The sequence below is a fragment of the Streptomyces sp. bgisy027 genome (genome assembly GCF_057710365.1).
Map to the genome: position 1 here is coordinate 36886 of NZ_JBYIVZ010000059.1, position 23467 is coordinate 60352.

At 71.8% G+C, this 23467-nt stretch carries 20 protein-coding genes; 15 read left to right on the top strand and 5 right to left on the bottom strand.

The genetic code is table 11. The features are described from left to right. Positions 1–128: 128 nt before the first annotated feature. The 7 genes from AC3ETA_RS39985 to polX all read left to right on the top strand — a co-directional run bounded on the left by AC3ETA_RS39985 (position 129) and on the right by polX (position 9533). Complete coding sequence (locus AC3ETA_RS39985; RefSeq protein ID WP_432197813.1) at positions 129–1634, top strand: type III PLP-dependent enzyme domain-containing protein; 1506 nt, start codon at positions 129–131, stop codon at positions 1632–1634. After that, complete coding sequence (locus AC3ETA_RS39990; protein WP_432197814.1) at positions 1631–2953, top strand: pyridoxal-phosphate dependent enzyme; 1323 nt, start codon at positions 1631–1633, stop codon at positions 2951–2953. The genes AC3ETA_RS39985 and AC3ETA_RS39990 overlap by 4 nt, the downstream gene beginning before the upstream one ends. A 4-nt stretch (positions 2954–2957) precedes the next feature. After that, the gene (locus AC3ETA_RS39995) at positions 2958–4175 is read left to right on the top strand and encodes an aminotransferase class V-fold PLP-dependent enzyme (protein ID WP_432197815.1); all 1218 of its coding nucleotides are present in this window, start codon (positions 2958–2960) and stop codon (positions 4173–4175) included. 94 nt (positions 4176–4269) lie between these two features. Then, complete coding sequence (locus AC3ETA_RS40000) at positions 4270–5028, top strand: class I SAM-dependent methyltransferase (RefSeq protein WP_432197816.1); 759 nt, start codon at positions 4270–4272, stop codon at positions 5026–5028. Between the two features lie 172 nt (positions 5029–5200). Continuing rightward, complete coding sequence (locus AC3ETA_RS40005; RefSeq protein WP_432197817.1) at positions 5201–6322, top strand: GNAT family N-acetyltransferase; 1122 nt, start codon at positions 5201–5203, stop codon at positions 6320–6322. Positions 6323–6484: 162 nt separating this feature from the next. Further along, positions 6485–7732, top strand: coding sequence for a DegT/DnrJ/EryC1/StrS family aminotransferase (locus tag AC3ETA_RS40010; RefSeq protein ID WP_432197818.1), 1248 nt, complete (start codon positions 6485–6487; stop codon positions 7730–7732). A gap of 64 nt (positions 7733–7796) precedes the next feature. Continuing rightward, positions 7797–9533 (top strand): DNA polymerase/3'-5' exonuclease PolX, encoded by a 1737-nt coding sequence (polX, locus tag AC3ETA_RS40015; protein ID WP_432197819.1) that lies wholly within the window; start codon positions 7797–7799, stop codon positions 9531–9533. Positions 9534–9574: 41 nt separating this feature from the next. Here the strand turns inward: polX and AC3ETA_RS40020 are convergent, their stop codons facing one another. Continuing rightward, the gene (locus AC3ETA_RS40020; protein ID WP_432197820.1) at positions 9575–10756 is read right to left on the bottom strand and encodes a flavin-dependent monooxygenase; all 1182 of its coding nucleotides are present in this window, start codon (positions 10754–10756) and stop codon (positions 9575–9577) included. Positions 10757–11057: 301 nt separating this feature from the next. Between AC3ETA_RS40020 and AC3ETA_RS40025 the strand changes: the two genes are divergently transcribed. The 5 genes from AC3ETA_RS40025 (at position 11058) to AC3ETA_RS40045 (ending at position 14814) form a co-directional block, all read left to right on the top strand. Next, the gene (locus AC3ETA_RS40025; RefSeq protein WP_432197821.1) at positions 11058–12173 is read left to right on the top strand and encodes a Gfo/Idh/MocA family protein; all 1116 of its coding nucleotides are present in this window, start codon (positions 11058–11060) and stop codon (positions 12171–12173) included. Continuing rightward, on the top strand, positions 12170–13087 hold the full coding sequence (locus tag AC3ETA_RS40030; protein ID WP_432197822.1) for a DUF6807 domain-containing protein: 918 nt from the start codon (positions 12170–12172) through the stop codon (positions 13085–13087). Before AC3ETA_RS40025 ends, AC3ETA_RS40030 begins: the two co-directional genes overlap by 4 nt. Continuing rightward, on the top strand, positions 13081–13833 hold the full coding sequence (locus AC3ETA_RS40035) for a cupin domain-containing protein (RefSeq protein ID WP_432197823.1): 753 nt from the start codon (positions 13081–13083) through the stop codon (positions 13831–13833). The genes AC3ETA_RS40030 and AC3ETA_RS40035 overlap by 7 nt, the downstream gene beginning before the upstream one ends. Positions 13834–13915: 82 nt before the next feature. Then, on the top strand, positions 13916–14191 hold the full coding sequence (locus AC3ETA_RS40040) for a hypothetical protein (RefSeq protein WP_432197824.1): 276 nt from the start codon (positions 13916–13918) through the stop codon (positions 14189–14191). 170 nt (positions 14192–14361) lie between these two features. Beyond that, positions 14362–14814 (top strand): phospholipase, encoded by a 453-nt coding sequence (locus AC3ETA_RS40045; RefSeq protein WP_432197825.1) that lies wholly within the window; start codon positions 14362–14364, stop codon positions 14812–14814. 58 nt (positions 14815–14872) lie between these two features. Here AC3ETA_RS40045 and AC3ETA_RS40050 read toward each other — a convergent pair whose 3' ends face one another. Continuing rightward, positions 14873–17128: a heavy metal translocating P-type ATPase gene (locus tag AC3ETA_RS40050; RefSeq protein WP_432197826.1), complete on the bottom strand. Its 2256-nt coding sequence runs from the start codon at positions 17126–17128 to the stop codon at positions 14873–14875. Positions 17129–17192: 64 nt separating this feature from the next. Beyond that, on the bottom strand, positions 17193–17408 hold the full coding sequence (locus AC3ETA_RS40055; RefSeq protein ID WP_432197827.1) for a heavy-metal-associated domain-containing protein: 216 nt from the start codon (positions 17406–17408) through the stop codon (positions 17193–17195). 189 nt (positions 17409–17597) lie between these two features. Here AC3ETA_RS40055 and AC3ETA_RS40060 point away from each other — a divergent pair, with 189 nt between their 5' ends. Next, positions 17598–18560, top strand: a complete 963-nt coding sequence (locus AC3ETA_RS40060) for a hypothetical protein (RefSeq protein WP_432197828.1) — start codon at positions 17598–17600, stop codon at positions 18558–18560. Between the two features lie 245 nt (positions 18561–18805). Here the strand turns inward: AC3ETA_RS40060 and AC3ETA_RS40065 are convergent, their stop codons facing one another. Both AC3ETA_RS40065 and AC3ETA_RS40070 read right to left on the bottom strand, forming a co-directional pair. Further along, a complete protein-coding gene (locus AC3ETA_RS40065) occupies positions 18806–20641 on the bottom strand; it encodes a glycoside hydrolase family 15 protein (protein WP_432197829.1) in 1836 nt (611 codons plus the stop codon). A 100-nt stretch (positions 20642–20741) separates the two neighbouring features. Beyond that, on the bottom strand, positions 20742–21521 hold the full coding sequence (locus tag AC3ETA_RS40070; protein ID WP_432197830.1) for a DeoR/GlpR family DNA-binding transcription regulator: 780 nt from the start codon (positions 21519–21521) through the stop codon (positions 20742–20744). A gap of 158 nt (positions 21522–21679) precedes the next feature. Between AC3ETA_RS40070 and AC3ETA_RS40075 the strand changes: the two genes are divergently transcribed. Both AC3ETA_RS40075 and AC3ETA_RS40080 read left to right on the top strand, forming a co-directional pair. Further along, positions 21680–22561: an SIS domain-containing protein gene (locus AC3ETA_RS40075; RefSeq protein ID WP_432197831.1), complete on the top strand. Its 882-nt coding sequence runs from the start codon at positions 21680–21682 to the stop codon at positions 22559–22561. Between the two features lie 36 nt (positions 22562–22597). Then, positions 22598–23452, top strand: coding sequence for a class II fructose-bisphosphate aldolase (locus tag AC3ETA_RS40080; RefSeq protein ID WP_432197832.1), 855 nt, complete (start codon positions 22598–22600; stop codon positions 23450–23452). Positions 23453–23467 lie beyond the last annotated feature (15 nt).

Consider the following 23467-nt stretch of genomic DNA (forward strand, 5'->3'; position numbering starts at 1 on the left):
GTACCGCCCAGCAGTGCAGGTACGGGGCGTAAACCACCGGATGCCGGGAAAGGAGCTATACGGCAAACCGCGGGGAGTGGTCGTCAGCGCCCGGAGTGTCGGGCCCGAAGCGCTGGGGAGGGCCGGGCATGGGCGGGCAGCCCTTGTATCTGGAACCGCGGCTGGAAGCGCGGCTGCGCTCCCTGGTGCACTCCCCGGAACTGCTGCACACCCTCACGGACGCCCTCGGGTCGCCGCTGAACGTGCTCGTGCCCGACCAACTCGCGGACAACCTGGCGCGGTTCCGCTCGGTGTACGGCACCCACCACCTCTCCGGCCAGGTGTTCCTCGCCCACAAGGCCAACCGCTCCAGCGCCCTGCTGCGCACGCTCGCCGCCACGGACGCCGGCGTGGACGTCGCCTCCCTGGGGGAGTTGCAGCACGCCCTCGGCGCCGGACTCACGCCCGACCGCATCACGGCGACCGGCCCGAAGAACCCGGAGTTCCTCTGGCTGGCAGCCCGCACCTCGGTCACCGTCAGCCTCGACACGCGAGACGAACTGGAACAACTCGCCACGCTGGTCCGGGTGCACACCCTGCCCCGCACCCGTGTCCTGCTGCGGCTGTCGGGCTTCGAGGCATCCGGCGTACGCGTGCTGACCCGGCGCAGCCGATTCGGCACCGCCGTACGCGAGACGGCCCCGCTGCTGGCCGCCGTCGAACGGCACGCCGACGTGCTCGACCTGGTCGGGGTGGCGTACCACCTGGACACGACGAGCCTGAGCGAGAAGGCCCTGGCGCTGGAGGGCTGCCTGCGGGTGCTGGAGGAGTGCCGCAGCCGTGGGCTCAGGCCCCGGGCGGTCGACATCGGCGGCGGCTTCGGCGTGAACTACCTTGCCGACGGCGGCCAGTGGGAGCGGTACACGACCGCGCTCACCGAGGCCGTCATGGGCATCCGCCCGTCCCTGACGTACGGCGGCCACGGCTACGGACTGCGCAACGAGGCGGGCACCCTGCGCGGTGCCCTCGGCCTGTACCCCGCCCACCGTCCGGTGGCGGCGGCCGGCTACCTCGACGAACTTCTCTCCCGGCCGGCCGCCTCCCTCGGCGGCCGCCCCCTGGCCGCACTGCTCCTGGAGCACCTCTACGACCTGCACACGGAACCGGGCCGCGCCCTTCTCGACCAGTGCGGACTGACCCTGACGAAGGTGCTGGAGGTACGCGACGACGAGGCCGGCGGCCCCCTGCACATACGGCTCGCGGCGAAGGCCGACGACGTGGCGCTGGAGGACCACGGGGTGCTGATGGACCCCGTCGTCGTCCCATGCGACCCGGCGGACGGCGCCGACACGGCAACCGGCACCACGACCGGATCGGGAACAGGAACCGAGCCGGTTGCCGCGTATCTCTTCGGCAACCTGTGTCTGGAGGCCGACCTGATCACCCGCCGCACCGTCTTCCTGCCCCACCGCCCTGTCCCCGGCGACCTGTTGGCCTTCGCCAACACGGCCGGCTACTGCATGGACTTCCACACCACCCGTGCCCAGCACCAGCCCGCCGCGCGCAAGGTCGCCGCCTGGCAGGAGGGCGGCAGATGGCGCTGGTGCCTGGACGACCAGTACTGGCCGACCACACCCGTGGGGGGAGCTCAGTGAGGTACGACAGCATCACCGACGCCATCGGCAACACACCGCTGGTGCGCATCGACCCGGCCGTGCACGGCCTGAGCCACATCGACCTGTACGCCAAGCTGGAACTGCTCAACCCCTTCGGTTCGGTGAAGGACCGGGCCGCCTGGAACATGGCCCGACCGCACCTGTCCGGCGCCGTGCCCGAGCGGGGCGGCCAGGTCGTGGAGCTGTCGAGCGGCAACACCGCCAAAGCCCTGGCCGTCCTCGCGGGCATGCACGGCCGGACCTTCAGAAGCGTCACCAACCGGATGCGCATCCCGGAGATCAAGGACCTGCTCCTGCTGCTGGGCGCCGAGATCGAGGAACTGCCCGGCCAGAGCGAATGCCTCGACCCGACCGCCACCGACGACCCGCTCACCCGGTTCCACCGCGCGCTCTCCGAGCCCGGCAGCACTTTCGTCCACACCGACCAGTACTTCAACCCGCGCAACACCGAGGCCCACTTCACCGGCACCGGACCGGAGATCGTCAAGGACCTCGACGGCCGGGCGCCGGACTGGTTCATCGCCTGCGTGGGCACCGCAGGGTCGTCCACCGGAGTCGCACGCGCCCTGCGCGAACACGACCCCGCCGTACGGGTCGTCGGCCTGGTCGCCGCCAAGTCCGACTTCGTCCCCGGCATCCGTACCATCGACGAGGCGCACGAGGTGGGCCTGTTCGACCCCGGCACCTACGACACGATCGAGTCGGTCAGCGCCGACGAGGCGATCGAGGGAATGCTGACCCTCAACCGCCGCTGCGGCATCCTCGCCGGCCCCACCGGAGGCGCCGCCTACTTCGGCGCGACACGGCAACTCAAAGCCGTGGAAGCGGAGCTGACGGAACGGCAGTCCGCCGTGTTCATCGTCTGCGACCGCGTCGAGAGCTATCTCAGCTACGTCCGCCGGCGGCGCCCCGACCTCTTCGGCCGCCCGCGCCGCGGCAACTCCCCGGCCGACCTGACCGACGCCGAGGTCCGTACGGCACCGGCCATCGGCGTCACCGACGCCCGGGCGTGGATCGCCACCGGGGAACCCCTCGTCGTGGACCTGCGAGGCCCGCACGCCTACGCGGCCCTGCACATCGACGGCTCCGTCAACATCGTCGACGAGCTCTTCGAGGAACTCCTGCACGGCGGACTGCCGTTCAGCCACCGCCGCCCGGTCCTGCTGGCCTGTCCGGTCGGCGAGAAGTCAGCCCGCTACGCCGCCCTGCTGACCCGGATGGGGCACCCCGACGTGCGCAGCCTGACCGGCGGCATCATCGCCTGGCGCGACGCGGGCGCACCCCTCGTACGGGACTGAGCCGATGACCCCCTCCAGGACGGACCGCCAAGTCGCCGCCGTGATCGAGGAGTTGGCCGAGTGGCAGCGGGCTCTGCGGGCCCAGTTCCCGATCATCACCGCGCACCCGGAGCTGGCCTACCTCGACAGCGCCGCCACCGCCCAGAAACCGCAGGCCGTGCTGGACGCCGTGCACACCTACCTCACCACGACCAACGCCAACGCCGGACGCGGCACCTACCCCTGGGCCAACCGGACCACCGCCCTGGTCGAGGAGGCCCGCGACCGGGTCAGACTCTTCCTCGCCGACCCGGCGCCGGAGCGTTCGACCGTGCACTTCACCAGCGGGACCACCGAGGGCCTGCGCGGCATCGCACGGGACTGGCTGCCCCGGCTGCTCACCGACGGGGACGAGATCGTCGTCCCCGTCGCCGACCACGAGGCGAACATCGCCCCCTGGCTGGAGGCGCAGCGGGAACTGGCCGGGCAGGGCGTGCACATCCACGTGCGGCCGATGCCGTACCAGCCGGCGTCCGGCGACTACGACCACACCGCGCTCGCCGAACTGGCCGGCCCGCGCATCCGCTTCGTCGCCGTCAGCCACGTCCACCACGTGTACGGCGCCGACATGAACGTGCACCGCGTCCGCCGAGCGGTCGGCCCGGACGCGGTCATCTGCCTGGACGCCGCCCAGAGCGTCGGCCATCTGCCGGTGTCCGTGGCCGACCTCGACGTCGACTTCGTCCTGTTCTCCGGCCACAAGGCCATGGCTCTGCCCGGCACCGGCGTCGTCTGGGCCCGCCGGGCCCGCGGACCCAAGTTCGCGCCGGGCGGCTGGGCCGGCACCCCCAACACCGTCGGGATCGCGTCCCTGACCGCGGCTCTGGACTGGCTGGACGCCGCGGGCACCGACCGGATCGAGCGCTGGACCGTCGCCCTCGCGGCGCGCCTCACCGGGGGCCTGCGCCGTCTCGACGCCTACGAGATCCTCGGCTGCCAGGCCAGCCTGGCCGCCGACTCGCCCGTGCAGCGGCGCCAGGGCATCGTCACCCTGCGCCATCACGCCATCGACTCCTCGGACCTGGGCTTCATCCTCTTCAGCCACGGCTTCATGGTCCGCTCCGACCAGCACTGCCAGGGCGGCGCGGGGGAGAAGACGGGCTCCGTACGGGTGAGCCTGCACGTCCACAACACCGTCGAGGAGGTGGACCGGCTGCTGACCGTCCTTGCCTCCCTCGGGTGATGTGACGCCGTCCGGCGTAATGGGAACCGTTTCCACCTGTAGTGTCGCGCCGACAGGGTGAGTCGGGTGCGAGACGGCGAGGTGGCACGACCGGATGGGGCTGAGCCTGGCGACGGCGGAGCGATGGGTGCACCGCTGGGAACTCCAGCAACAGCGGTACGCCGTGGACCGCGAGGAGCGCTTCACGGTGATCGCCGATGTCGTCGAGCAGTCCGTGGCGGACCGAGCCGCCCCGCCGCTCGTCGTCGACCTCGGCTGCGGCCCCGGCTCGCTCGCGGCCAGGCTGGCGCGGCGACTGCCGTACGCGGACATCGTGGGCGTGGACATGGACCCGCTGCTCCTCGAACTCGCCCGCACCCACCACGCGGACGCCGCCCGCTATGTCGACGCGGTGATCGGCGAGGAGGGCTGGACGAACACCCTGGACCGGCCGCTGGACGCCGCCGTGTCGACGACGGCGCTGCACTACCTCGGCCCGGACGCCCTGTACCGCCTCTACCGGCAGCTCGCGGCACTGCTGCGGCCCGGTGGCGTCCTCGTCAACGGCGACCACTTCCCGCACGACGACACCGCGCTCGCCGCCCTCGCCGGATCTGTCGGCCGCCGGCACGCCGAACGCCGGCACGCCCTGGCCCACGAGGACTGGGACTCCTGGTGGACGGCCGTCGCCAAGGACCCCGAGCTGACCGACCTGCTCGCCGAGCGCCGGCGCAGGCAGCCGGCCGGCGGCGCCGGATGTGCGGCACACCTGTCGGTCTCCGCACATGAACGGCTGCTGCGGCGGGCGGGTTTCGGACACGTCGGCGCGGTCTGGCAGTACGGCGACAGTCAGGTCCTGGTCGCGGTCCGCTGACCGATCGGCGCTCCCCGGTCACCAAGCACTGCTAAAGGATTCATCGGGCACCTTGACAGCGTGCGTACTGTTTCGCGACGTTTGAGCCTCGTCACAAAGCTCGACATGGGGGACACGGTGGCGACGCGCTGAAAAGCGTGACTTGGGGGGTATTTGGGGGGGAGTGGTCGCCATGCGATCCACGAGCGCCATCACGATTCACAGACCCGAGGAGCTGAGCGAGCAGCTGCGCCGGGCGTGGCACCGGGCGATGGAGGAATCGCCCGACTACGCCAACCCTTTCCTGGCACCGGAGTTCGCGCTCGGGGTCGGCAGGTACCGCAAAGGGGCGCACGTGGCGGTCCTGCACCAGGGCGGGGAGGCCGTCGGTTTCCTCCCGTACGAGCGCAACGCCTACGGCGTCGGCCGCGCCATCGGCCTGGGGCTGTCCGACTGCCAGGCGCTGGTGCACCGGCCCGGGGTCACCTGGGACACCCGCGAACTGCTGAAGGTGTGCGGGCTGTCGGTGTTCGAGTTCGATCATCTCGTCGAGGAGCAGCAGCCGTTCGGCCCGTACGTCACGGGCACGTTCGCCTCGCCCGTCCTCGACCTGAAACCCGGCGAGGGCGGCTACCCGGAGTGGCTGCGCGCCACGTACCCGGGGCTGGCCAAGACGACGCTGAAGAAGGAGCGGCGCCTGGGGCGCGACGCGGGCGAGGTGCGGTTCGTCTACGACGAGCGCGACCCGCGCCTGCTGCGCACCCTCATGCGGTGGAAGTCCGCCCAGTACCGCAGAACCGGGCGGATGGACCGCTTCTCCAGACCCTGGATCGTCGACCTCGTCGACCACCTCTTCCAGGTCCGCGAGGAACACTTCACCGGCATCCTGTCCGTCGTGTACGCCGGTGACCGGCCGGTCGCCGCGCACTTCGGGCCGCGGTCGCGCTCGGTGTTCGCGGCCTGGTTCACGGCGTACGACCCCGAGTTCGGCTACTACTCGCCCGGACTGATGATGCATCTGCGGCTCGCTCAGGCCGCGGGCCGGGACGGCGTGACACTCATGGACTTCGGGCGCGGGGAGAAGGAGTACAAGGACTGGCTGAAGACCCGTGAGCTGCGGGTGGCGGAGGGGTTCGCGGCACGTCCGCACCCGGTGGCGACGGCCCACCGGATGTGGCGCAGACCGGTGCGCGGACTGCGCAACACGGTCCTGGCCCATCCCCGGCTGCGCGAGCCCGCCGACCGGCTGCTCAAGACCGTCGGCACGCTGCGCACCTCCGGCCCGACCCGGCCGCCGGGCGCGGGAGCCCGCTGAACCGGACGGCAACCCGCTTTCGTCACGCGCACACGCCGGCGCCGTGACCCTGGCCCCGCACGGCCTCGCGTCCCTCGCACGGCGGCATCGAACGGCGTTCGAGAGTGCGCGCCGCCCGCTCCGGGCGACCCTTCGTCGGATCCTTCCACGGAAGAGGTGACCATGCCGTACGGATCGCGGCTCGCCGCGATGATGACACGGCGCATCGGACGCGAATGCGTCTACACGCCCTCGGCCCGGCTGGCCCTGTATCTGGCGCTGCGGCGCTGGTGCCGGCCCGGCGGACGGGTGCTGATGTCCCCGGTGAACGACGACGTGATCCTCTTCGTCGTCCTCGCCGCCGGACTGCGCCCGGTACAGGCCCCCGTGTCCCGGTGGGACGGCAACATCGACCCGGCCGCCGTACCGGACTCCACCTGGCGTGACATCGACCTGGTCCTGACCACCAACCTGTACGGCCTGCCCGACCGGGTCGTCGAACTGCGCCGCCGCTGCGAGCAGTTGGGGATCCCGCTGATCGAGGACGTGGCGCACGCGATCGGCACGCACGTGGACGGGCAGCCGGTCGGCACCTTCGGGACGGCCGCGGCGTTCAGCCTGTCCAAGCACGTCGCCGCGATGGCCGGCGGCTTCCTGGCCGTCGACGGCACCCGCGCCCGGCGCGAACTGGAGCTGCTGCGCGACGACCTGCTCACCCCGCGCCGGCTGCGCGACGACCTGGCCACCACACTGCGCCCGCTGGCCCGGTCCGCCGTGCGGACCTTCCGGCTGGTGCGTCCCGCGTGGCGCACCATGCAGCGCCTCGGCCTGCTGGAACGCGACGACTTCCGCATGGCCCTGCACGCGCCCCGCCTCGCCGGCAGCGCCCGCCACGCACCCAGCCTGGCCGCCTACGAGCCCTGGGTACGCGTCGACCTGCACGGCTTCCGCTCCCGCCACGGCGCCCTGGTGCGCGGACAGCTGGAGCTGCGGATGGCACTGCTGGACGGCGACCTGGCCCGCCGCAGGGCCGGTGTCCCACTGCTGTCCGACACCACCTGGGCCACCCCGGCACTGCGCGACCGGACCTCGCAGGAGGGCCCGCCCGCCCTGTTCCGGGTCCCGCTCCTGGTCCACGACCGCGACGCCCTCGTGGAACGCCTGGTCGACCACGGCGTCGTCGCGGGCTACATCTACGACCCGCCGCTCGACGACTACGCCGGAGCCGAGTTCGTCGAACCGTCCCCGTCCCCCGTGGCCGCCCGCTGGTTCGCCTCCCACACCCTGCCGGCCGACCCTCTGGTGGCCCGCAGGATCATCGGGGCGCTGACGAAGGAGAAGGCGACCCCGGCGCACCCGCCGATGACGGCCCGGCTGCCCGAACCCGACCCCGACCCGACGACCACTCCGCCCACGCCCCTGGGCCAGTAGCGCACCGACACGGTCGGCCCGGCCGGGCTCGTCCGGCCGGCCCTCCCGTGCCTACCCTGGAGAGGTGGCACGGTCCAACGACGAGGTGGCCGCCCTGCTCCAGGAGTACGCGGACCTGATCTCGATCACCGGCGGAGACGCGTTCAGGACGCGTACCTACGAGAAGGCGGCCCGAGCGATCGGCGGCTATCACGCGGACGTGTCCACACTCGACGTGAAAGGCCTCAAAGAGATCCCGAACGTCGGCAAGTCGATCGCCGAGAAGGTCGTCGAGTACTTCGCGAGCGGCAAGGTGTCCGCCGTCGAGGAACTGCGCGCGAAGATCCCCGCCGGCGTCCGGCAGCTCACCGCGATCCCCACCCTCGGCCCGAAGAAGGCCCTGGTCCTCTACGAGGAACTCGGCATCTCCACCACCGAGGAACTCGCGGACGCCATCCACGAGGAGCGGCTGCGCGACCTGAAGGGCTTCGGGCCGAAGACCGAGGAGAACATCCTGCACGGCATCGACCTGCTCCGGTCCTCCGGCGACCGGGTCCTGATCGACGTCGCGATGAGCCTCGCCGAGGACATCGTCGCCGGGATGTCGCAGGTCGACGGCGTCGAGCGGTGCGCCTACGCCGGATCGCTGCGCCGCGCCCGCGAGACCGTCGGCGACATCGACATCCTCGTCGCGGCGAAGAAGGCGGCGCCCGTGATGCGGGCCTTCACCGAACTGCCGTACGTCTCCGAGGTCATCGCGCACGGACAGAAGAAGACCTCGGTCCGCACCGCCAAGGGGCTCCAGGTCGACCTGCGTGTCGTGCCGCCGGACTCCTGGGGCGCGGCCATGCAGTACTTCACCGGGTCCAAGGCGCACAACATCCGCACCCGGGAGATGGCGGTCCACCAGAAGCTCAAGCTGTCCGAGTACGGACTCTTCGACACCGAGACCGGAGAGAAGATCGTCTCCAGGACCGAGGAGGACGTCTACGCCCGCCTCGGCCTGCCGTGGATCCCGCCCACCCTGCGCGAGGACCGGGGCGAGGTCGACGCCGGGCTGCGCGGCGAGTTGCCCGAGCTGATCCAGGAGAGGGACATCCGCGGCGATCTGCACACCCACACCGACCTCACCGACGGGCTCGCCCCGCTGGAGGAGATGGTCGCCGCGGCCGCCGAGCGCGGCTACGCCTACTACGCGGTCACCGACCACGGCCCCGACATGGCCATGCAGCGGATGACCGACGACCGGATCCTCGCCCAGCGCGAACGCGTCCGCGAACTCGACGAGGAGTACGGCAGGCGGGGCAGGCGCGGCGGCATGCGGGTGCTGCACGGCGCGGAGCTGAACATCGGCCCCGAAGGCGAGGTGGACTGGCCGGCCGGCTTCCTCGCCGGCTTCGACCTGTGCGTGGCCTCGGTGCACTCGCACTTCCACCAGGACCGTGAGGCGCTGACCCGGCGCATCGTCAGGGCCTGCGAGAACCCGCACGTCCACATCATCGGCCACCCCACCACCCGCCTCATCGGCAAGCGCCCCGCCATCGACGTCGACCTCGACGCGGTGTTCGCCGCCTGCGCCCGCACCGGCACCGCCCTGGAGATCAACTCCCACCCGGACCGGCTCGACCTGCGCGACGAGGACATCCTGCGGGCCCGGCGGCACGGCGTGAAGTTCGCCGTCGACAGCGACGCCCACGCCGTCGTCCACCTGGCCAACCTGCGCTACGGCGTGGGCACGGCGCAGCGCGGCTGGCTCACCAAGGACGACGTGATCAACGCCTGGCCGCTGACCCGGCTGCGGCGCTTCCTCGCCAAGGGGTGACGCCGGTCAGGTGCTGCCTCGCCAAGAGGCGACCGGGGGAGCTATACGAAGGGCGTGCCCGGGTCGAGCCCCGACAGGACCCGGCCGTGGATCTCCAGGTTGGTGGCGGGATTGACGAACGAGTGCAGGCTCAGGGCATGCGCGTCCCGCACGGTCCGCTGGATCGGCACGTCCCGGTGCAGGGACGACGCCCCCGAGGCCGAGGCGAGCAGATCGACGGCCTCCTTGCACAGCCGGGCCACATAGCCGCTCTGCGCCCGGATCCTCGTCCGCTCCTCGGGCGTGTACGGATCGCCGGACGCGGCCCGGGACTCGATGACGGAGACGAACTCGGCGGTCAGCAGCTCGGCGCAGGAGATCTTCATGGCCGCCTCGGCCGCCTGGAGATGGGTGACCGCCGCCTCGTTCTGCCGCCGGTGGAAGGTGTAGGTGATGCCCCGCCGACGGCTGCGCTCGCTGAATTCCGCCAGGGCGGAGCGGGCCAGACCAAGTGCGTTGGGCGCGGTCCAGGTGCAGAACATCAGCAGGACGGGCATCCGGTAGAACGGGTCGTCGGCGTTGGATTTCGACGGGAACTCGCCTGCCAGCAACGGCCCGACCGGCAGCACCCGGTGCGCCGGGACGAGCACGTCGCGCGCGACGACGCTGTTGCTGCCGCTGCCCGCAAGCCCCGACACGTACCAGTCGTCGAGGATCTCCAGCTCGGCCATCGGCACCGCGGTCCACAGCGTCTCGGGCGGCCCCTCGCCGGACTCCGGCTCCACCCGGACCGTCAGCAGATGCCAGTCGGCGTCGTGGCAGCCGGTGGCGAAGCCCGAGGTGCCGTTGACGAGGTAGCCGCCGTCCGTCCGGACCGCCGTCGCGTCCGGGACCAGCGTGCCGCCGACCTTCACGTCGGGGTCGGTGAAGATCTCGTCCTGCGCCTCGTCGGGGAAGAGCGCCGCGATGTAGGAGCAGCCGGCCTGGATCACGGTCTTGAACGCGGTCGAGCCGCACGACTCGGCGATCGCGGCGACCGTGTCGACCTGGGTGCGCGGCCGGCTCTGGTAACCGCCGTACCGCCGCGGGACGTTCATCCGGTGGACCCCGGCGTCCGTCAGCGCCGCGGCGACCTCGGGCACCACCCGCCGCTCCTGCTCGGTGCGCGGGGCGTGCTCGCGCACGAGCGGCCCCAGTGCCCGCACACGTGCGACTAAATCGGTGTCGGTACCAGCTGCTGCCATGGGTGACCTCCCGGGCACGACGAGTCATCACGGTGACGCGGATGCCCGCGCACTGTCAACGCCGCGTCGCCGAAGCCGAGTTGACGTTTCGCACGGCTCCCGGGACTGCGATGAACTTCACCCGTTCGAGTGGTGGCGGGACAGGGGGGCGTGCGAAGCGCGGGCCGGGCCGAACGGGTCCGGCTTCACTCCCTTCGCCGCAGAGGGGTTGTCCTTACATTCCGTCCCTGCCTAGGGTCGCCCTCGAAGTGCAAGCGCTTTCTGAAGCGGGCTGTCCGCCGGCCGTCCGAGGAGATACCGCATGTCCCCAAGCCCCGCCCGCCGCCGCGTCGCCGTGATCGGCACCGGCGCCATCGTCAGCGGCAGTCACCTCCCCGCGCTGAGAGCCCACGCCGACCGTGCGGAGCTGGTCGCCGCCGTCGACGTGGACCCGGCGAGGCTGGCGGCGTTCCGTGAACTCGCGGGTGACGGCGTCGCCGGGTACACCTCGACCGACGAGATGCTGGGCGCCGTACGCCCCGACCTCGTCCTCATCGGCACCCCGCCCTCCCCGCACCGGGAGCAGACGGTCGCCGCGCTCAAGGCGGGCGCCTGGGTGCTGTGCGAGAAGCCGCTGTGCCTGTCCCTCGCCGAGTACGACGCCATCGCGGCGGCCGAGGAGGCGTCGGGTGCGTATGCGTCGGTGGTCTTCCAGCACCGGTACGGTTCCGGCGCCGTGCACGCCCGTGAGCTGATCGCGAGCGGTCGGCTGGGCGCCCCGCTGGTCGCGCACTGCCAGACGACCTGGCACCGGGACGCCGCGTACTACGCGGTCCCGTGGCGCGGACGGTGGGCCACCGAGGGCGGCGGGCCGACGATGGGGCACGGCATCCACCAGTTCGACCTGCTGCTGCATCTGCTCGGCCCCTGGGCGGAGATACGTGCCATGGCCACGCGGCTGGTCCACGACACCGAGAGCGAGGACGTCTCCACGGCCCTGGTGCGGTTCGAGAACGGCGCGCTCGCCACCGTCGTCAACAGCGTCCTGTCCCCGCACGAGGTCAGCCGCATCCGCGTCGACTGCGCGGACGCGACGGTCGAGCTCACCCACCTCTACGGCCACCGCAACGACGACTGGGTCTACACCCCTGCCCCGCACGTGCCCGCCGAGCGGGCCACCGCCTGGCGCACCCCGGCGGCGGACGTGCCCAGCTCCCACACGGCACAGCTGGGTGCCCTCCTCGACGCGTACGACAACGGTGTCCGCCCGCCCGGCAGCGGTCCGGACGCCCGGGCCACCCTCGACTTCGCCGCGTCCCTGTACAAGGCCGCGTTCACGGGTCTGGCGGTGCACGCGGGCGAGATCGCGCCCGGTGACCCGTTCTACCCGGCCATGCACGGAGACCACCCCCACTGGGCCCCCAAGGAGCGCGCATGAGCATCCGCGTCACCCACGCGCACGGCGAACACATCGCGGTGACGGCGGCGAACGGCACCGAGATCCTCCGTTATGTCTACCGCCCCGACCCGGAGGCCTTCGAGTCCCGCAAGCCCTACGCACACCCCGTGCGCACCCTCGCCGGGTACACCGTGACCGGGTACCGGCCCAGCGACCACCGCTGGCACAAGGGTCTCCAGATGACGGCGAGCCATCTGTCCGGGCAGAACTTCTGGGGCGGCAACTGCTATGTGCGCGGCCAGGGTTACCTGCCGCTGCCCGAGCGGGTCGGCTCCATGCGGCACGACGGCTTCCCGGTCTTCGCCGTCGAGGACGACCGGCTGACCGTCGCCGAGGAACTCACCTGGATCGAGCACGGCGGCGAGGAATGGGCGCGCGAGGTGCGCGGGCTGACCGTGCACTCGGTGGACGAGGAGGCCGGTGCCTGGGCCCTTGACTGGTCGATCCGGCTCACCAACACCCGTGCCGAGCCCCTGCGGTTCGGTTCCCCGACCACCGAGGGCCGGGAGATGGCCGGTTACACCGGACTCCAGTGGCGCGGCCCGCGCGATTTCACCGGTGGGACCGCCTTCGCGCCGGGGTCCGACGCGGACGCCGACAAGCTGATGGGCAGTCAGGGTCCGTGGCTGGCCTTCACCACAGAGCACGACGACATCGACGGACACTCCACGCTGGTGTTCGCGCACGCTCCGGAGAACCTCCGGGCCCTGCACGAGTCGCACTGGTTCGTGCGCTCCGAACCGATCCCCACGGTCGCGTTCTCCTGGGCGTTCTTCGAGGAGTTCGAATTGCCGCCGGGCGAGTCCTTCGCCTACCGGTACCGCGTCGTCTTCGCCGACGGGGTCTGGGACCGGGAACGGGTCGCCGCCCACCTGGAGGCAATGCCGTGGTGAAGCCGCACCTGCCGCATCCGCTGCCGGGCGCCGTCGGCCTGTCCCACCTCAGCGCCTACGACTGGGAGGCCGCCGACGGCGTGTGCGGCGGCAGCCCGCATCTGCATCTGGTGTGCACCGAGGCGTACGTCGTCACCGGCGGTCGGGGCGCCGTCCAGACGCTCAGCCCCGACGGCTACCGGGACATCCCCCTGGAGCCGGGTTCCGTCGCCTGGTTCACACCCGGCACCGTGCACCGCATGGTGCAGGGCGGCGACCTGCGGATCACCGTGCTGATGCAGAACAGCGGCCTGCCCGAGGCCGGGGACGCCGTCTTCACCTTCCCGCCGGACGTGCTCGCCGATCCCGGCAAGTACACGGCAGCCGCCGCACTCCCGCCCGGTACGGGCCCGGAGACCGCCGCTGCCGCCCGGCGCCGCAGGGACCTCGCCGTCGAGGGCTACCTGGCCCTGCGCGAGGCGTTCGTCGCCGGGGACAACGGGCCGTACCTGGAGTTCCAGCGCTCCGCGGCCCGCCTCGTGCGGGCCAAGGTGCCCGACTGGCGGGAGCTGTGGCGGGCCGGTGCGCGGGCGGCGGCCGAGCGTACGGGCGCCCAGCTCGACGCGCTGGCGGCGGGCGAGCCGGGGTATCTCGGCGACGCGACCGCGTACGAGGCCGCGCCCACCGGGCTCGGTGGGTTCGGGATGTGTGGCCGCCGGGACGAGTACAACCTGCCGGGGACGACGCTGCCGTACGGCGGCGAATAGCACCGCTTGATCGAGGGGGCGCAGGGAGGCCGTCAAGAAGAGCCCGAGGAGACGCCAGGCCGCGGGCGGCGACGCCCCCGACGTGACGCGGCTCGACCACCGCCAGGTCGACCTGTACGCCTCCGGTGGCGTCCTGCTCGACCTCGGCGAGCAGGAGGCCGTGGCGGGCCTGTGTGCCTGCGCCCGCCCCGAGTTGCTCACCGACTGGCGGACCGCTCTGCGCCGGGCCGCCCGGGACTGGGTGCGGGATATGGGCGGCTGCGGCCTGGTGCTGCTCGTGGTGGTCACCGCCGCCCTGTGCGCCTGGAACCGGTGCCGCTCGCGTTCCTCGCTCCGGGGCCGCCGGCCCTGGCGCTGACCGCCGTGGACGTACGGAGGGACGTCGAATTCATCCCCTGATCTCCTCGCATGTCCAAGAGTTAATGGGCAATTGAGGCGCATGCGGTGTGAAGGAGCCGTTCAGGCGTCAATCATCTTGTCATGAACCTGCGGCCCGACGGGCGGGTCGCAGCCTCATGGAGGTGTGGAATGCACCGCAGACTCGCCACCGGTCTTGCCGCCTCAGCCCTCTCCCTCGTGACCGTCGTCGCCACCGCGGCGGCCGCCGAAGCCGCCCCCGCCGACAAGCCCCAGGTCCTGTCCAGTTGGACCCAGACCAGCGCGTCCAGCTACAGCGCCTGGGTCGCCGCCCGCAACAACCAGTCCGCCTGGTCCGCCTACGGGTTCGACTGGTCCACCGACTACTGCTCCTCCTCGCCCGACAACCCCTTCGGCTTCCCCTTCTCCACGTCCTGTGCCCGCCACGACTTCGGCTACCGCAACTACAAGGCGATCGGTGCGTTCGACGCCAACAAGTCGCGTCTGGACAGCGCCTTCTACGAGGATCTCAAGCGTGTGTGCGCGAACTACAGCGGTGCGTCGAAGACCGCGTGCAACAGCACGGCCTGGACGTACTACCAGGCCGTGAAGGCCTTCGGCTGACGAATGCAGCAAAGAGGGCGCCGCTCGTGCGGCGCCCTCTTCCTTTCGTGAGGAGTCGTCAGTTCGCGGCCCGGAACGAGCGCAGCCGCAGGGAGTTGCCGACCACGAACACCGAGGAGAAGGCCATGGCCGCCCCGGCGATCATCGGGTTGAGCAGGCCGGCCGCGGCGAGCGGCAGGGCGGCGACGTTGTAGGCGAAGGCCCAGAACAGGTTGGACCGGATGGTGCCGAGCGTCCTGCGGGAGAGCCGGATCGCGTCGGCGGCCACACGCAGGTCGCCGCGCACCAGGGTGAGGTCGCCGGCCTCGATCGCCGCGTCCGTCCCCGTGCCCATCGCCAGCCCCAGGTCCGCCTGGGCCAGGGCGGCCGCGTCGTTGACGCCGTCGCCGACCATCGCGACCGAACGGCCCTCGCCCTGAAGGCGCTTGACGACATCGGCCTTGTCCTGCGGCAGCACCTCGGCGATGACGTCCTCGGGCGCGATGCCGACCTCGCGGGCGACGGACCGGGCGACGGCCTCGTTGTCGCCGGTCAGCAGGATCGGGGTGAGGCCGAGGGCGCGCAGCCGCCGGATCGCCTCCGGGCTGGTCTCCTTCACCGCGTCGGCGACCTCCAGCACGGCCCGCGCCTCGCCGTCCCAGGCCACCGCGATGGCGGTACGACCGGCCGCCTCGGCGTCGGACCTGGCCTGCCGCAGGGCCTCGGGCAGTTCCATCGCCCACTCCTCCAGCAGCCGCTCCCGCCCGACGAGCACCGCGTGTCCGTCGACGATGCCCTGCACTCCGAGGCCGGGCACATTGGCGAAGTCCTCGGGCGTGGACAGCGAACCCAGCTTCTCCAGCGCCCCGCCGGCCACGGCACGGGCGATCGGGTGCTCGGAGGCGTGCTCCAACGCGCCCGCGAGACGCAGGACTTCGGCCTCGTCCGTGTGGTCGGCGGTGTGCACGGCGAGCAGGGTCATCCGCCCGGTGGTCACGGTGCCCGTCTTGTCCAGGACGATGGTGTCGACCTTGCGCGTGGACTCCAGCACCTCCGGGCCCTTGATCAGGATCCCGAGCTGCGCGCCCCGGCCGGTGCCCACCATCAACGCGGTCGGCGTGGCCAGGCCCAGGGCGCACGGGCAGGCGATGATGAGGACGGCGACACCGGCGGTGAACGCCGCCGCCGGACCGGCGCCGTTGCCGAGCCAGAAGCCGAGGGTGGCCAGCGCGAGGGCGATCACGATCGGCACGAACACCGCGGAGATCCGGTCGGCGAGGCGCTGCGCCGCGGCCTTGCCGTTCTGCGCGTCCTCCACGAGCTTGGCCATGCGGGCGAGCTGGGTGTCGGCGCCGATCCGGGTGGCCTCGACGACGAGCCGTCCGCCCGCGTTGATCGTCGCCCCGGTGACCGGGTCGCCCTGCGCGACCTCCACGGGCACGGACTCGCCGGTGAGCATGGAGGCGTCCACCGCCGAGGTGCCCTCGACGACCGTGCCGTCGGTGGCGATCTTCTCGCCGGGACGTACGAGGAAACGGGCGCCGACCTTCAACTCCGAGACGGGGACGGTCCGTTCGCGGCCGTCGTCGCCGAGTACGGTGACGTCCTTGGCGCCCAGCTCCAGCAGAGCCTTGAGCGCCGCTCCCGCCTTGCGCTTGGAGCGGGCCTCGAAGTAGCGCCCGGCGAGGATGAACGCGACGACTCCGGCGGCCGCCTCCAGGTAGATGTTCCCGGAGCCGTCACCGCGGGCGATGGTCAGCTCGAAGGGGTGCGTCATGCCCGGCTCGCCCGCGGTGCCGAGGAACAGCGCCCACAGGGACCACAGGAACGCGGCGGTCGTGCCGACCGAGATCAGCGTGTCCATGGTCGCCGCGCCGTGCCGCAGATTGGTGAACGCGGCCTTGTGGAAGGGCCACCCGGCGTACACCACGACGGGTGCCGCCAGCGTCAACGACAGCCACTGCCAGTACTCGAACTGGAGCGCGGGGACCATGGCCATCGCGACGACGGGCACGGCCAGCGTCACAGCCGTGATCAACCGCTGCCGCAGCGGCCGCAGTCCGTCGTCCCCGCCGGCCTCCTCGGGCGCGTCCTGGACGGGTGGCGCCGGTTCCCGCGCGGTGTACCCGGTCGCCTCGACGGTGGCGATCAGGTCCGGCACGGAGACGTCACCGCCGTAGCTCACCTTCGCCTTCTCGGTGGCGTAGTTGACCGTGGCGGTGACGCCGTCCATGCGGTTGAGCTTCTTCTCGATGCGGGCCGCGCACGAGGCGCAGGTCATGCCGCCGATGGCGAGTTCTACCTCGGTCGTGGGGTCGGACGCGGTGGTGGTCATCGCTGCTCCTCGTGCGGGGTGGGGCGGAGCCCGGGGCTGCCGGGCTCCGCGGTCGGGGTGCGGGTCAGGCCGCGCGGCCGGTCAGCTCGTAACCGGCGTCGTCGACCACCTTGCCCATGAGGGCGTCGTCGGGCTCGGTGGTGCTGGAGACGGTGACCTGTCCGGTCGCCAGATCGACATCGACGCCGGTGACGCCGTCCAGCTCGCCGATGACCTTGGTGAGCGTGGCCTTGCAGTGGGCGCAGCTCATGCCGGAGACGGCGTAGGTGGTGGTGGACACGGGTTCCTCCTGTGATGGGTGGTCGTGGTCGACCTTGATACGGGGTGGGGGTATCCTTGCCGGAGTCCATGTATACCCCTAGGGGGTAGCGGACGCAAGCTTGGATCGGGGTTGGCTTGGTACCCCCCAGGGGTATCGTGAGGTGCATCGAAGGACCGTATCGAAGGATCAGACCCGTAGGAGACCGCCATGCATGCCGGACTGAGGATCACCGCGTTCGCCGCCGCTCTGGCCGCGACCTTCGGCACCGCCTACGGCGTGGGCAAGGGTGTCGACCCCGTCGTGGAGGACCCCGCGCCCGCCCGTCACGAGAGCCACGGCGAGGCGGAGCCGGACGCGCAGGACGCGGGCGGTCACGGCGGGCACGAGACGGCGCCGGCCGGCGGACTCCAGATCGCCGAGGGCGGCTACACCCTCGACCTGCGGACCCCGACCGTCACCGCCGGGAAGCGCACCGAGCTGAGCTTCGCCATCCGCGACAGTGCCGGCCGCGCGGTCACCGCCTACCAGCGCGAACACGAGAAGGAACTGCACCTCATCGTCGCCTCACGCGACCTGGTCACCTACCGCCATCTGCACCCCGCCCGCGCGGCGGACGGCACCTGGAGCATCCCCGTCGAACTGCCCCGCGCGGGCGGCTACCGCGTCTTCGCCGACTTCACCCCGGCGGAGAAGGGTGCGGAGAACCTCACTCTCGGCGCGGACCTGGCCGCCGCCGGCTCCTTCGAGCCGCAGCGGATGCCCGCACCGAACGGCACCGCGAAGATCCACGGCTACGAGGTCCGCCTCGACGGCGGCCTGCGCCCGGGCAAGGCGGGCGAACTCAAGCTGGACGTCTCCCGCGACGGCCGCCCGGTGAAGGACCTCCAGCCCTACCTCGGCGCCTACGGCCACCTGGTGGCCCTGCGCTCCGGCGACCTCGCCTACCTCCACGTCCACCCCAACGGCGAACCCGGCGACGGCAGCACCCAGCCCGGCCCGCAGATCTCGTTCACGGCCACGGCCCCGAGCGGCGGCACCTGCCGCCTGTTCCTCGACTTCAAGCACGAGGGCAAGGTCCACACCGCGGAGTTCACGGTCCGCGCCGGCGCGGCCACGACCGCCACGCAGACCCCCGCGCACGACGAGGGGGCCGGCGAGCACGGCCACTGAGGGCTCGGATGCGCCCCGCCTGCCGAACGGTCCCCGGCGGTTCGGGTCGGACCACGAGCGCCGCACGTTCCGGATCCAGGGTCCACCCCGTGGTGTCGTCGGGCAGCATCGCGGGGGTCGGCATCACGTACGGAAAGATCGAGTCAGGCGTCATCTCGGGTTGCCCTCCGGGCGAGTCGGGGAACCCTGCTTAGGTTAGCCTCACCTAAGTTCGATGTCTGCTCGATAACCGGCGCGGACCTGCCTCATCCGAGGGCGCGGTCCAGGTTGAAGGCTGCACTGATCAGGGACAGATGCGTGAACGCCTGCGGGAAGTTGCCCTGTTGCTCGCCCGTGTGGCTGATCTCCTCGGCGTACAGGCCCAGATGGTTGGCGTACGTCAGCATCTTCTCGAAGGCGAGGCGCGCCTCGTCGAGCCGTCCGGCCCGGACCATCGCCTCGACGTACCAGAACGAGCAGATCGAGAACGTGCCCTCGTCGCCGCGCAGTCCGTCGGGGCTGGCCTCCGGGTCGTAGCGGTAGACCAGCGAGTCGGACACCAGGTCCTCGGTGAGGGCGTCGAGGGTGGACAGCCACTTCGGGTCGGTCGGCGCGATGAACTTCGCCATCGGCATCATCAGCACCGCCGCGTCCAGCACGTCGCTGTCCTCGCACTGGACGAAGGCCCGGCGCGTCTCGGACCAGCCCCGGCTCATGATCCGCCGGTAGATCCGGTCCCGGCACTCCTGCCAGCGCGGCAGTTCGGCGGGCAGACCGCGACGGTTGGCCATACGGATGCCCCGCTCGATCGCCACCCAGCACATCAGCCGCGAGTACAGGAAGTTCTTGCGGCCGCCGCGGGTCTCCCAGATGCCCTCGTCGGGCTGGTCCCAGTTCTCGCAGACCCAGTCGACCAGCGCGCACACGTTGTCCCACTGGTCGCTGGAGATGGGCTGCGCCCACTTGTCGTACAGGTAGATCGAGTCGATCAGCGCGCCGTAGATGTCGAGCTGGAGCTGGTCGGAGGCGGCGTTGCCGACCCGCACCGGAGCGGAACCGAGATGACCCTCCAGGTGGTCGAGTTCACGCTCGGGCAGGTCGGTGCGGCCGTCGATGCCGTACATGATCTGCAGGGGCCCGGCGGGCGAGCCGTCACCCCGGCTGACGTGCTCGGTCAGGAAGCTCATGAAAGCCTCGGCCTCGGTCGTGAAGCCCAGCCGCAGCATCGCGTACACGCAGAAGGCGGCGTCGCGGACCCACATGTACCGGTAGTCCCAGTTGCGTTCGCCGCCGACCTGCTCGGGCAGGCTCGTCGTCGGCGCCGCCACGATGGCGCCGGTGGGCGCGTAGGTGAGCAGCTTCAGAGTCAGGGCGGAGCGGTGCACCATCTCCCGCCAGCGGCCCCGGTACTGGGAGGCGGACAGCCAGCGCCGCCAGTACGCGACCGTGCTGTTGAACTGCATCTCGGCCTCGGTCCGTGCGCACCGCTTCAGCGCGAGCGCACCGCTGATCCGGTCCAGCGCCAGCACCGCCGACTCGCCCTGGGAGAGCTTGAAGTCGGCGTGCACGTCCGGCCCGTCGATCTCCAGCGGCACGGTCGAGGTCAGCCCGATCGCCAGTTCCTCGGACTCGAAGACCGCCACCTCGCCCTCCAGCCGGACGGTGTGCGTCCGGGTGCCGTAGTCGAAGCGGGGCGCGACGCGCGTACGGAACGGGATCGAGCCGCGTACGCACACCACACGCCGGATCAGCCGGTGCCGCTCGACCTCCGCCGCATCGCCGTCGACCGGCATGAAGTCCTGCACCTCGCCGACGCCGTCCTCGGTGAAGAACCTGGTGATCAGGACGTTCGTGTCGGGGAAGTAGAACTGCTTGGTCCGGGCCGGCACGGAGGCCGCCAGCTCGAAGCAGCCGCCCCGCTCCGCGTCCAGGATCGCCGCGAAGATGCTGGGCGCGTCGAAGGACGGGCAGCAGTACCAGTCGATGGTGCCGTCGATGCCCACCAGGGCCACGCTGCGCAGGTCGCCGATCAGCCCGTGATCGGCGATCGGCACGTACCGCGACGCCCCCGGTGTGCCCGTCTCGATCGGAGTGGTGCTCATCGCAGCCTCCCTGGCCCGCCGTGCGCCTGGCTCCCAGCGTAGGTGGAATCGGCCGGGGGAGGGGCGCGGTGGCGGGATCCCGGAGCCAGGGGCCCGGAGCTCAGACCGCGATGACCCGCAGGCCCGCCTCCTCGAAGCGGCGCAGGGTCTCCGGGTCGGCCGCCGCGTCCGTGACCAGCGTGTCCACCGCGTCGGCCGCGCAGATCCGGGCGAACGCGCGCCGGCCCAGCTTGCTGGAGTCCGCCGCCACGATCACCCGCTCGGCGCGCTCGCACAGCAGCCGGTTGATCGCGGCCTCCGCCTCGTCGTGCGCGGCGGCGCCGTGCGCGCTGTCGAAGGCGACGACACCGAGCACCGCCACGTCGATCGTGATCTGGCCGAGCACACCGTCCGCGAGCGGGCCGATGAGCTCGTACGACTGCGGGCGCGCGACGCCGCCGGTGACCACGATCTTGAACTGCGGGCGCACGGCCAGCTCATTGGCGATGTTGAGGGCGTTCGTGACGACGGTCAGCGCGGGCGAGCCCGACGTCAGGTCGCTGCGCACGGCCAGGGCACGGGCCACCTCCGTGGTCGTCGTGCCGCCGGTCAGCCCGACGGCCTCGCCGGGCGCGATCAGGTCGGCGACCGCCTTGGCGACGCGCTGCTTCTCGGAGGCGTGCCGGGCGGTCTTGTAGCGCAGCGGCAGCTCGTACGACACTCCGTGGACCACCGCACCGCCCCGGGTGCGCACGAGCATCTGCTGCTCGGCCAACTGGTCGAAGTCACGGCGGATCGTGGCGGACGACACCGCCAGCTCGGCGGCCGCCTCCTCGACGTCCAGCCGGCCCCGCTCGACGAGCAGCTCCAGCAGCGCCTTCCAGCGGGCGTCGCGCGACATCGAGCCTCCATTTCTCGGCATTCCTCGACCTGGCGGCGACCTTATCCCACCCCCGATATCGCCCAGTGCTTGATTCTGCTCGAAAGCTCGCTATATCTTGCAAGAAAAAGCATGAAGGTTCATGGAAGCCAGTTCATGGAAGCCAGGAGGACGGCGGCATGACGCATGTCGAGGACGAACTCAACAGTCAGCCCGATTGCTGGGCCCGCGCCGCGGGTGAGGCGGCCGGCCTCGGCGGGGCGCTGCCGGCGCCGGGGGAGCGGGTCGCGGTCGTCGGCTGCGGAACCTCGTACTTCATGGCCCAGGCGTTCGCGGCCCTGCGCGAGGGCGCGGGCCAGGGGGAGACCGACGCCTTCGCCGCGTCGGAGTTCCCGGCCGGGCGGACGTACGACCGAGTCCTCGCCCTGACCCGGTCCGGCACCACCACCGAAGTCCTGCACCTGCTGGCGGGGATGGAGGGGCGCACGCTCACCACGGCGATCACCGCCGACCCGGACACACCCGTGATGGCGGCCGCCGACGAGATCGTCGTCCTCGACTACGCCGACGAACAGTCCGTCGTGCAGACCCGCTTCGCGACCACCGCCCTCACCCTGCTCCGCGCCCACCTCGGCCTGCACCCCGACGCCGCGGTGGCCGACGCGCGCACCGCCCTCGCCGCCGACCTGCCCGAAGGGCTCGTCGAATGCGGCCAGTTCACCTTCCTCGGCCGTGGCTGGACCGTCGGTCTGGCGAACGAGGCCGGGCTGAAGATGCGCGAGGCGTCCCTGTCCTGGACCGAGGCCTACCCGGCCATGGAGTACCGGCACGGCCCGATCAGCATCACCACCGCCGGCACCGCCACCTGGATGTTCGGCGAGGCACCCGAGGGGCTCGCCGAGCAGGTGCGCGCGACCGGGGGACGGTGGATCGAGGGCCGCCTCGACCCGCTCGCCGAACTGGTCCGCGCCCAGCGGCTCGCCGTCGCCGTCGCCGCCGCCCGCGGCCTCGACCCGGACCGGCCGCGCCACCTCACCCGGTCCGTGATCCTCGCCCCCTGACGCGCCCCGGAACGGAAGCAGGAGAAAGGACAGGCCGTGCCCCTCACGACCACCGGCGAGCTCATCACCCGCGCCGCCGCAGCCCGTTCAGCCGTCGCCGCGTTCAACGTCATCACCCTGGAGCATGTCGAGGCCGTCATCGCCGGTGCGGAGTCGGCCGGTTCGCCCGTCGTCCTCCAGGTCAGCGAGAACGCCGTCAAGTTCCGCTACGGACGGCTGCTGCCGCTGGCCCGCGCGGCCGTCGCCGCCGCCGAGCGCGCCGACGTCCCCGTCGCGCTGCACCTCGACCACGTCCAGAGCGACGACCTGCTGCGCCAGGCCCCGGACGCCGGGTTCAGCTCGGTGATGTACGACGCGGCCCGCCTGCCGTACCTGGACAACCTCGCCGCGACGAAGGCGGCCGTCGACTGGGCGCACGCCCAAGGGCTGTGGATCGAGGCCGAGTTGGGCCGCCTCGGCGGCAAGAACGGCGAGCCGGCCCTGGACGCCCACGCCCCGGGCGCCCGCACCGACCCCGTCGAGGCGCACGCCTTCGTCGCCGACTCAGGCGTCGACGCCCTGGCCGTCGCCATCGGCAGCTCGCACGCCATGACCACCCGTACCGCCACCCTCGACCACGAACTCCTCAAGCGCCTCGCCGCGGCCCTGCACGTCCCCCTCGTCCTGCACGGCTCCTCCGGCGTCCCCGACGGCGAACTGGCCGCGGCCGTCGCCGGCGGCATCGCCAAGGTCAACGTCGGCACCGCCCTCAACATCGCCATGACGAGCGAGATCCGCGACTTCCTGGCCGCCCACCCCGAGGCGGTCGACTCCCGCAAGTACCTGAGCGTGGGCCGGGAGGCGATGGTGCGCACGGTGGCCGACATCATCGGGGTGCTGGGGGCGCACTGACCCGTACCGCGGCGA

Coding starts and splice junctions, on each gene's coding strand:
- AC3ETA_RS40020 (WP_432197820.1), bottom strand. CDS start 10,756: ATGGCAGCAGCTGGTACCGACACCGATTTAGTCGCACGTGTGCGGGCA.
- AC3ETA_RS40050 (WP_432197826.1), bottom strand. CDS start 17,128: ATGACCACCACCGCGTCCGACCCCACGACCGAGGTAGAACTCGCCATC.
- AC3ETA_RS40005 (WP_432197817.1), top strand. CDS start 5,201: ATGCGATCCACGAGCGCCATCACGATTCACAGACCCGAGGAGCTGAGC.
- AC3ETA_RS40030 (WP_432197822.1), top strand. CDS start 12,170: ATGAGCATCCGCGTCACCCACGCGCACGGCGAACACATCGCGGTGACG.
- AC3ETA_RS40070 (WP_432197830.1), bottom strand. CDS start 21,521: ATGTCGCGCGACGCCCGCTGGAAGGCGCTGCTGGAGCTGCTCGTCGAG.
- AC3ETA_RS40000 (WP_432197816.1), top strand. CDS start 4,270: ATGGGGCTGAGCCTGGCGACGGCGGAGCGATGGGTGCACCGCTGGGAA.
- AC3ETA_RS39985 (WP_432197813.1), top strand. CDS start 129: ATGGGCGGGCAGCCCTTGTATCTGGAACCGCGGCTGGAAGCGCGGCTG.
- AC3ETA_RS40010 (WP_432197818.1), top strand. CDS start 6,485: ATGCCGTACGGATCGCGGCTCGCCGCGATGATGACACGGCGCATCGGA.
- AC3ETA_RS40075 (WP_432197831.1), top strand. CDS start 21,680: ATGACGCATGTCGAGGACGAACTCAACAGTCAGCCCGATTGCTGGGCC.
- AC3ETA_RS39995 (WP_432197815.1), top strand. CDS start 2,958: ATGACCCCCTCCAGGACGGACCGCCAAGTCGCCGCCGTGATCGAGGAG.
- AC3ETA_RS40065 (WP_432197829.1), bottom strand. CDS start 20,641: ATGAGCACCACTCCGATCGAGACGGGCACACCGGGGGCGTCGCGGTAC.
- AC3ETA_RS40025 (WP_432197821.1), top strand. CDS start 11,058: ATGTCCCCAAGCCCCGCCCGCCGCCGCGTCGCCGTGATCGGCACCGGC.
- AC3ETA_RS40045 (WP_432197825.1), top strand. CDS start 14,362: ATGCACCGCAGACTCGCCACCGGTCTTGCCGCCTCAGCCCTCTCCCTC.
- AC3ETA_RS40060 (WP_432197828.1), top strand. CDS start 17,598: ATGCATGCCGGACTGAGGATCACCGCGTTCGCCGCCGCTCTGGCCGCG.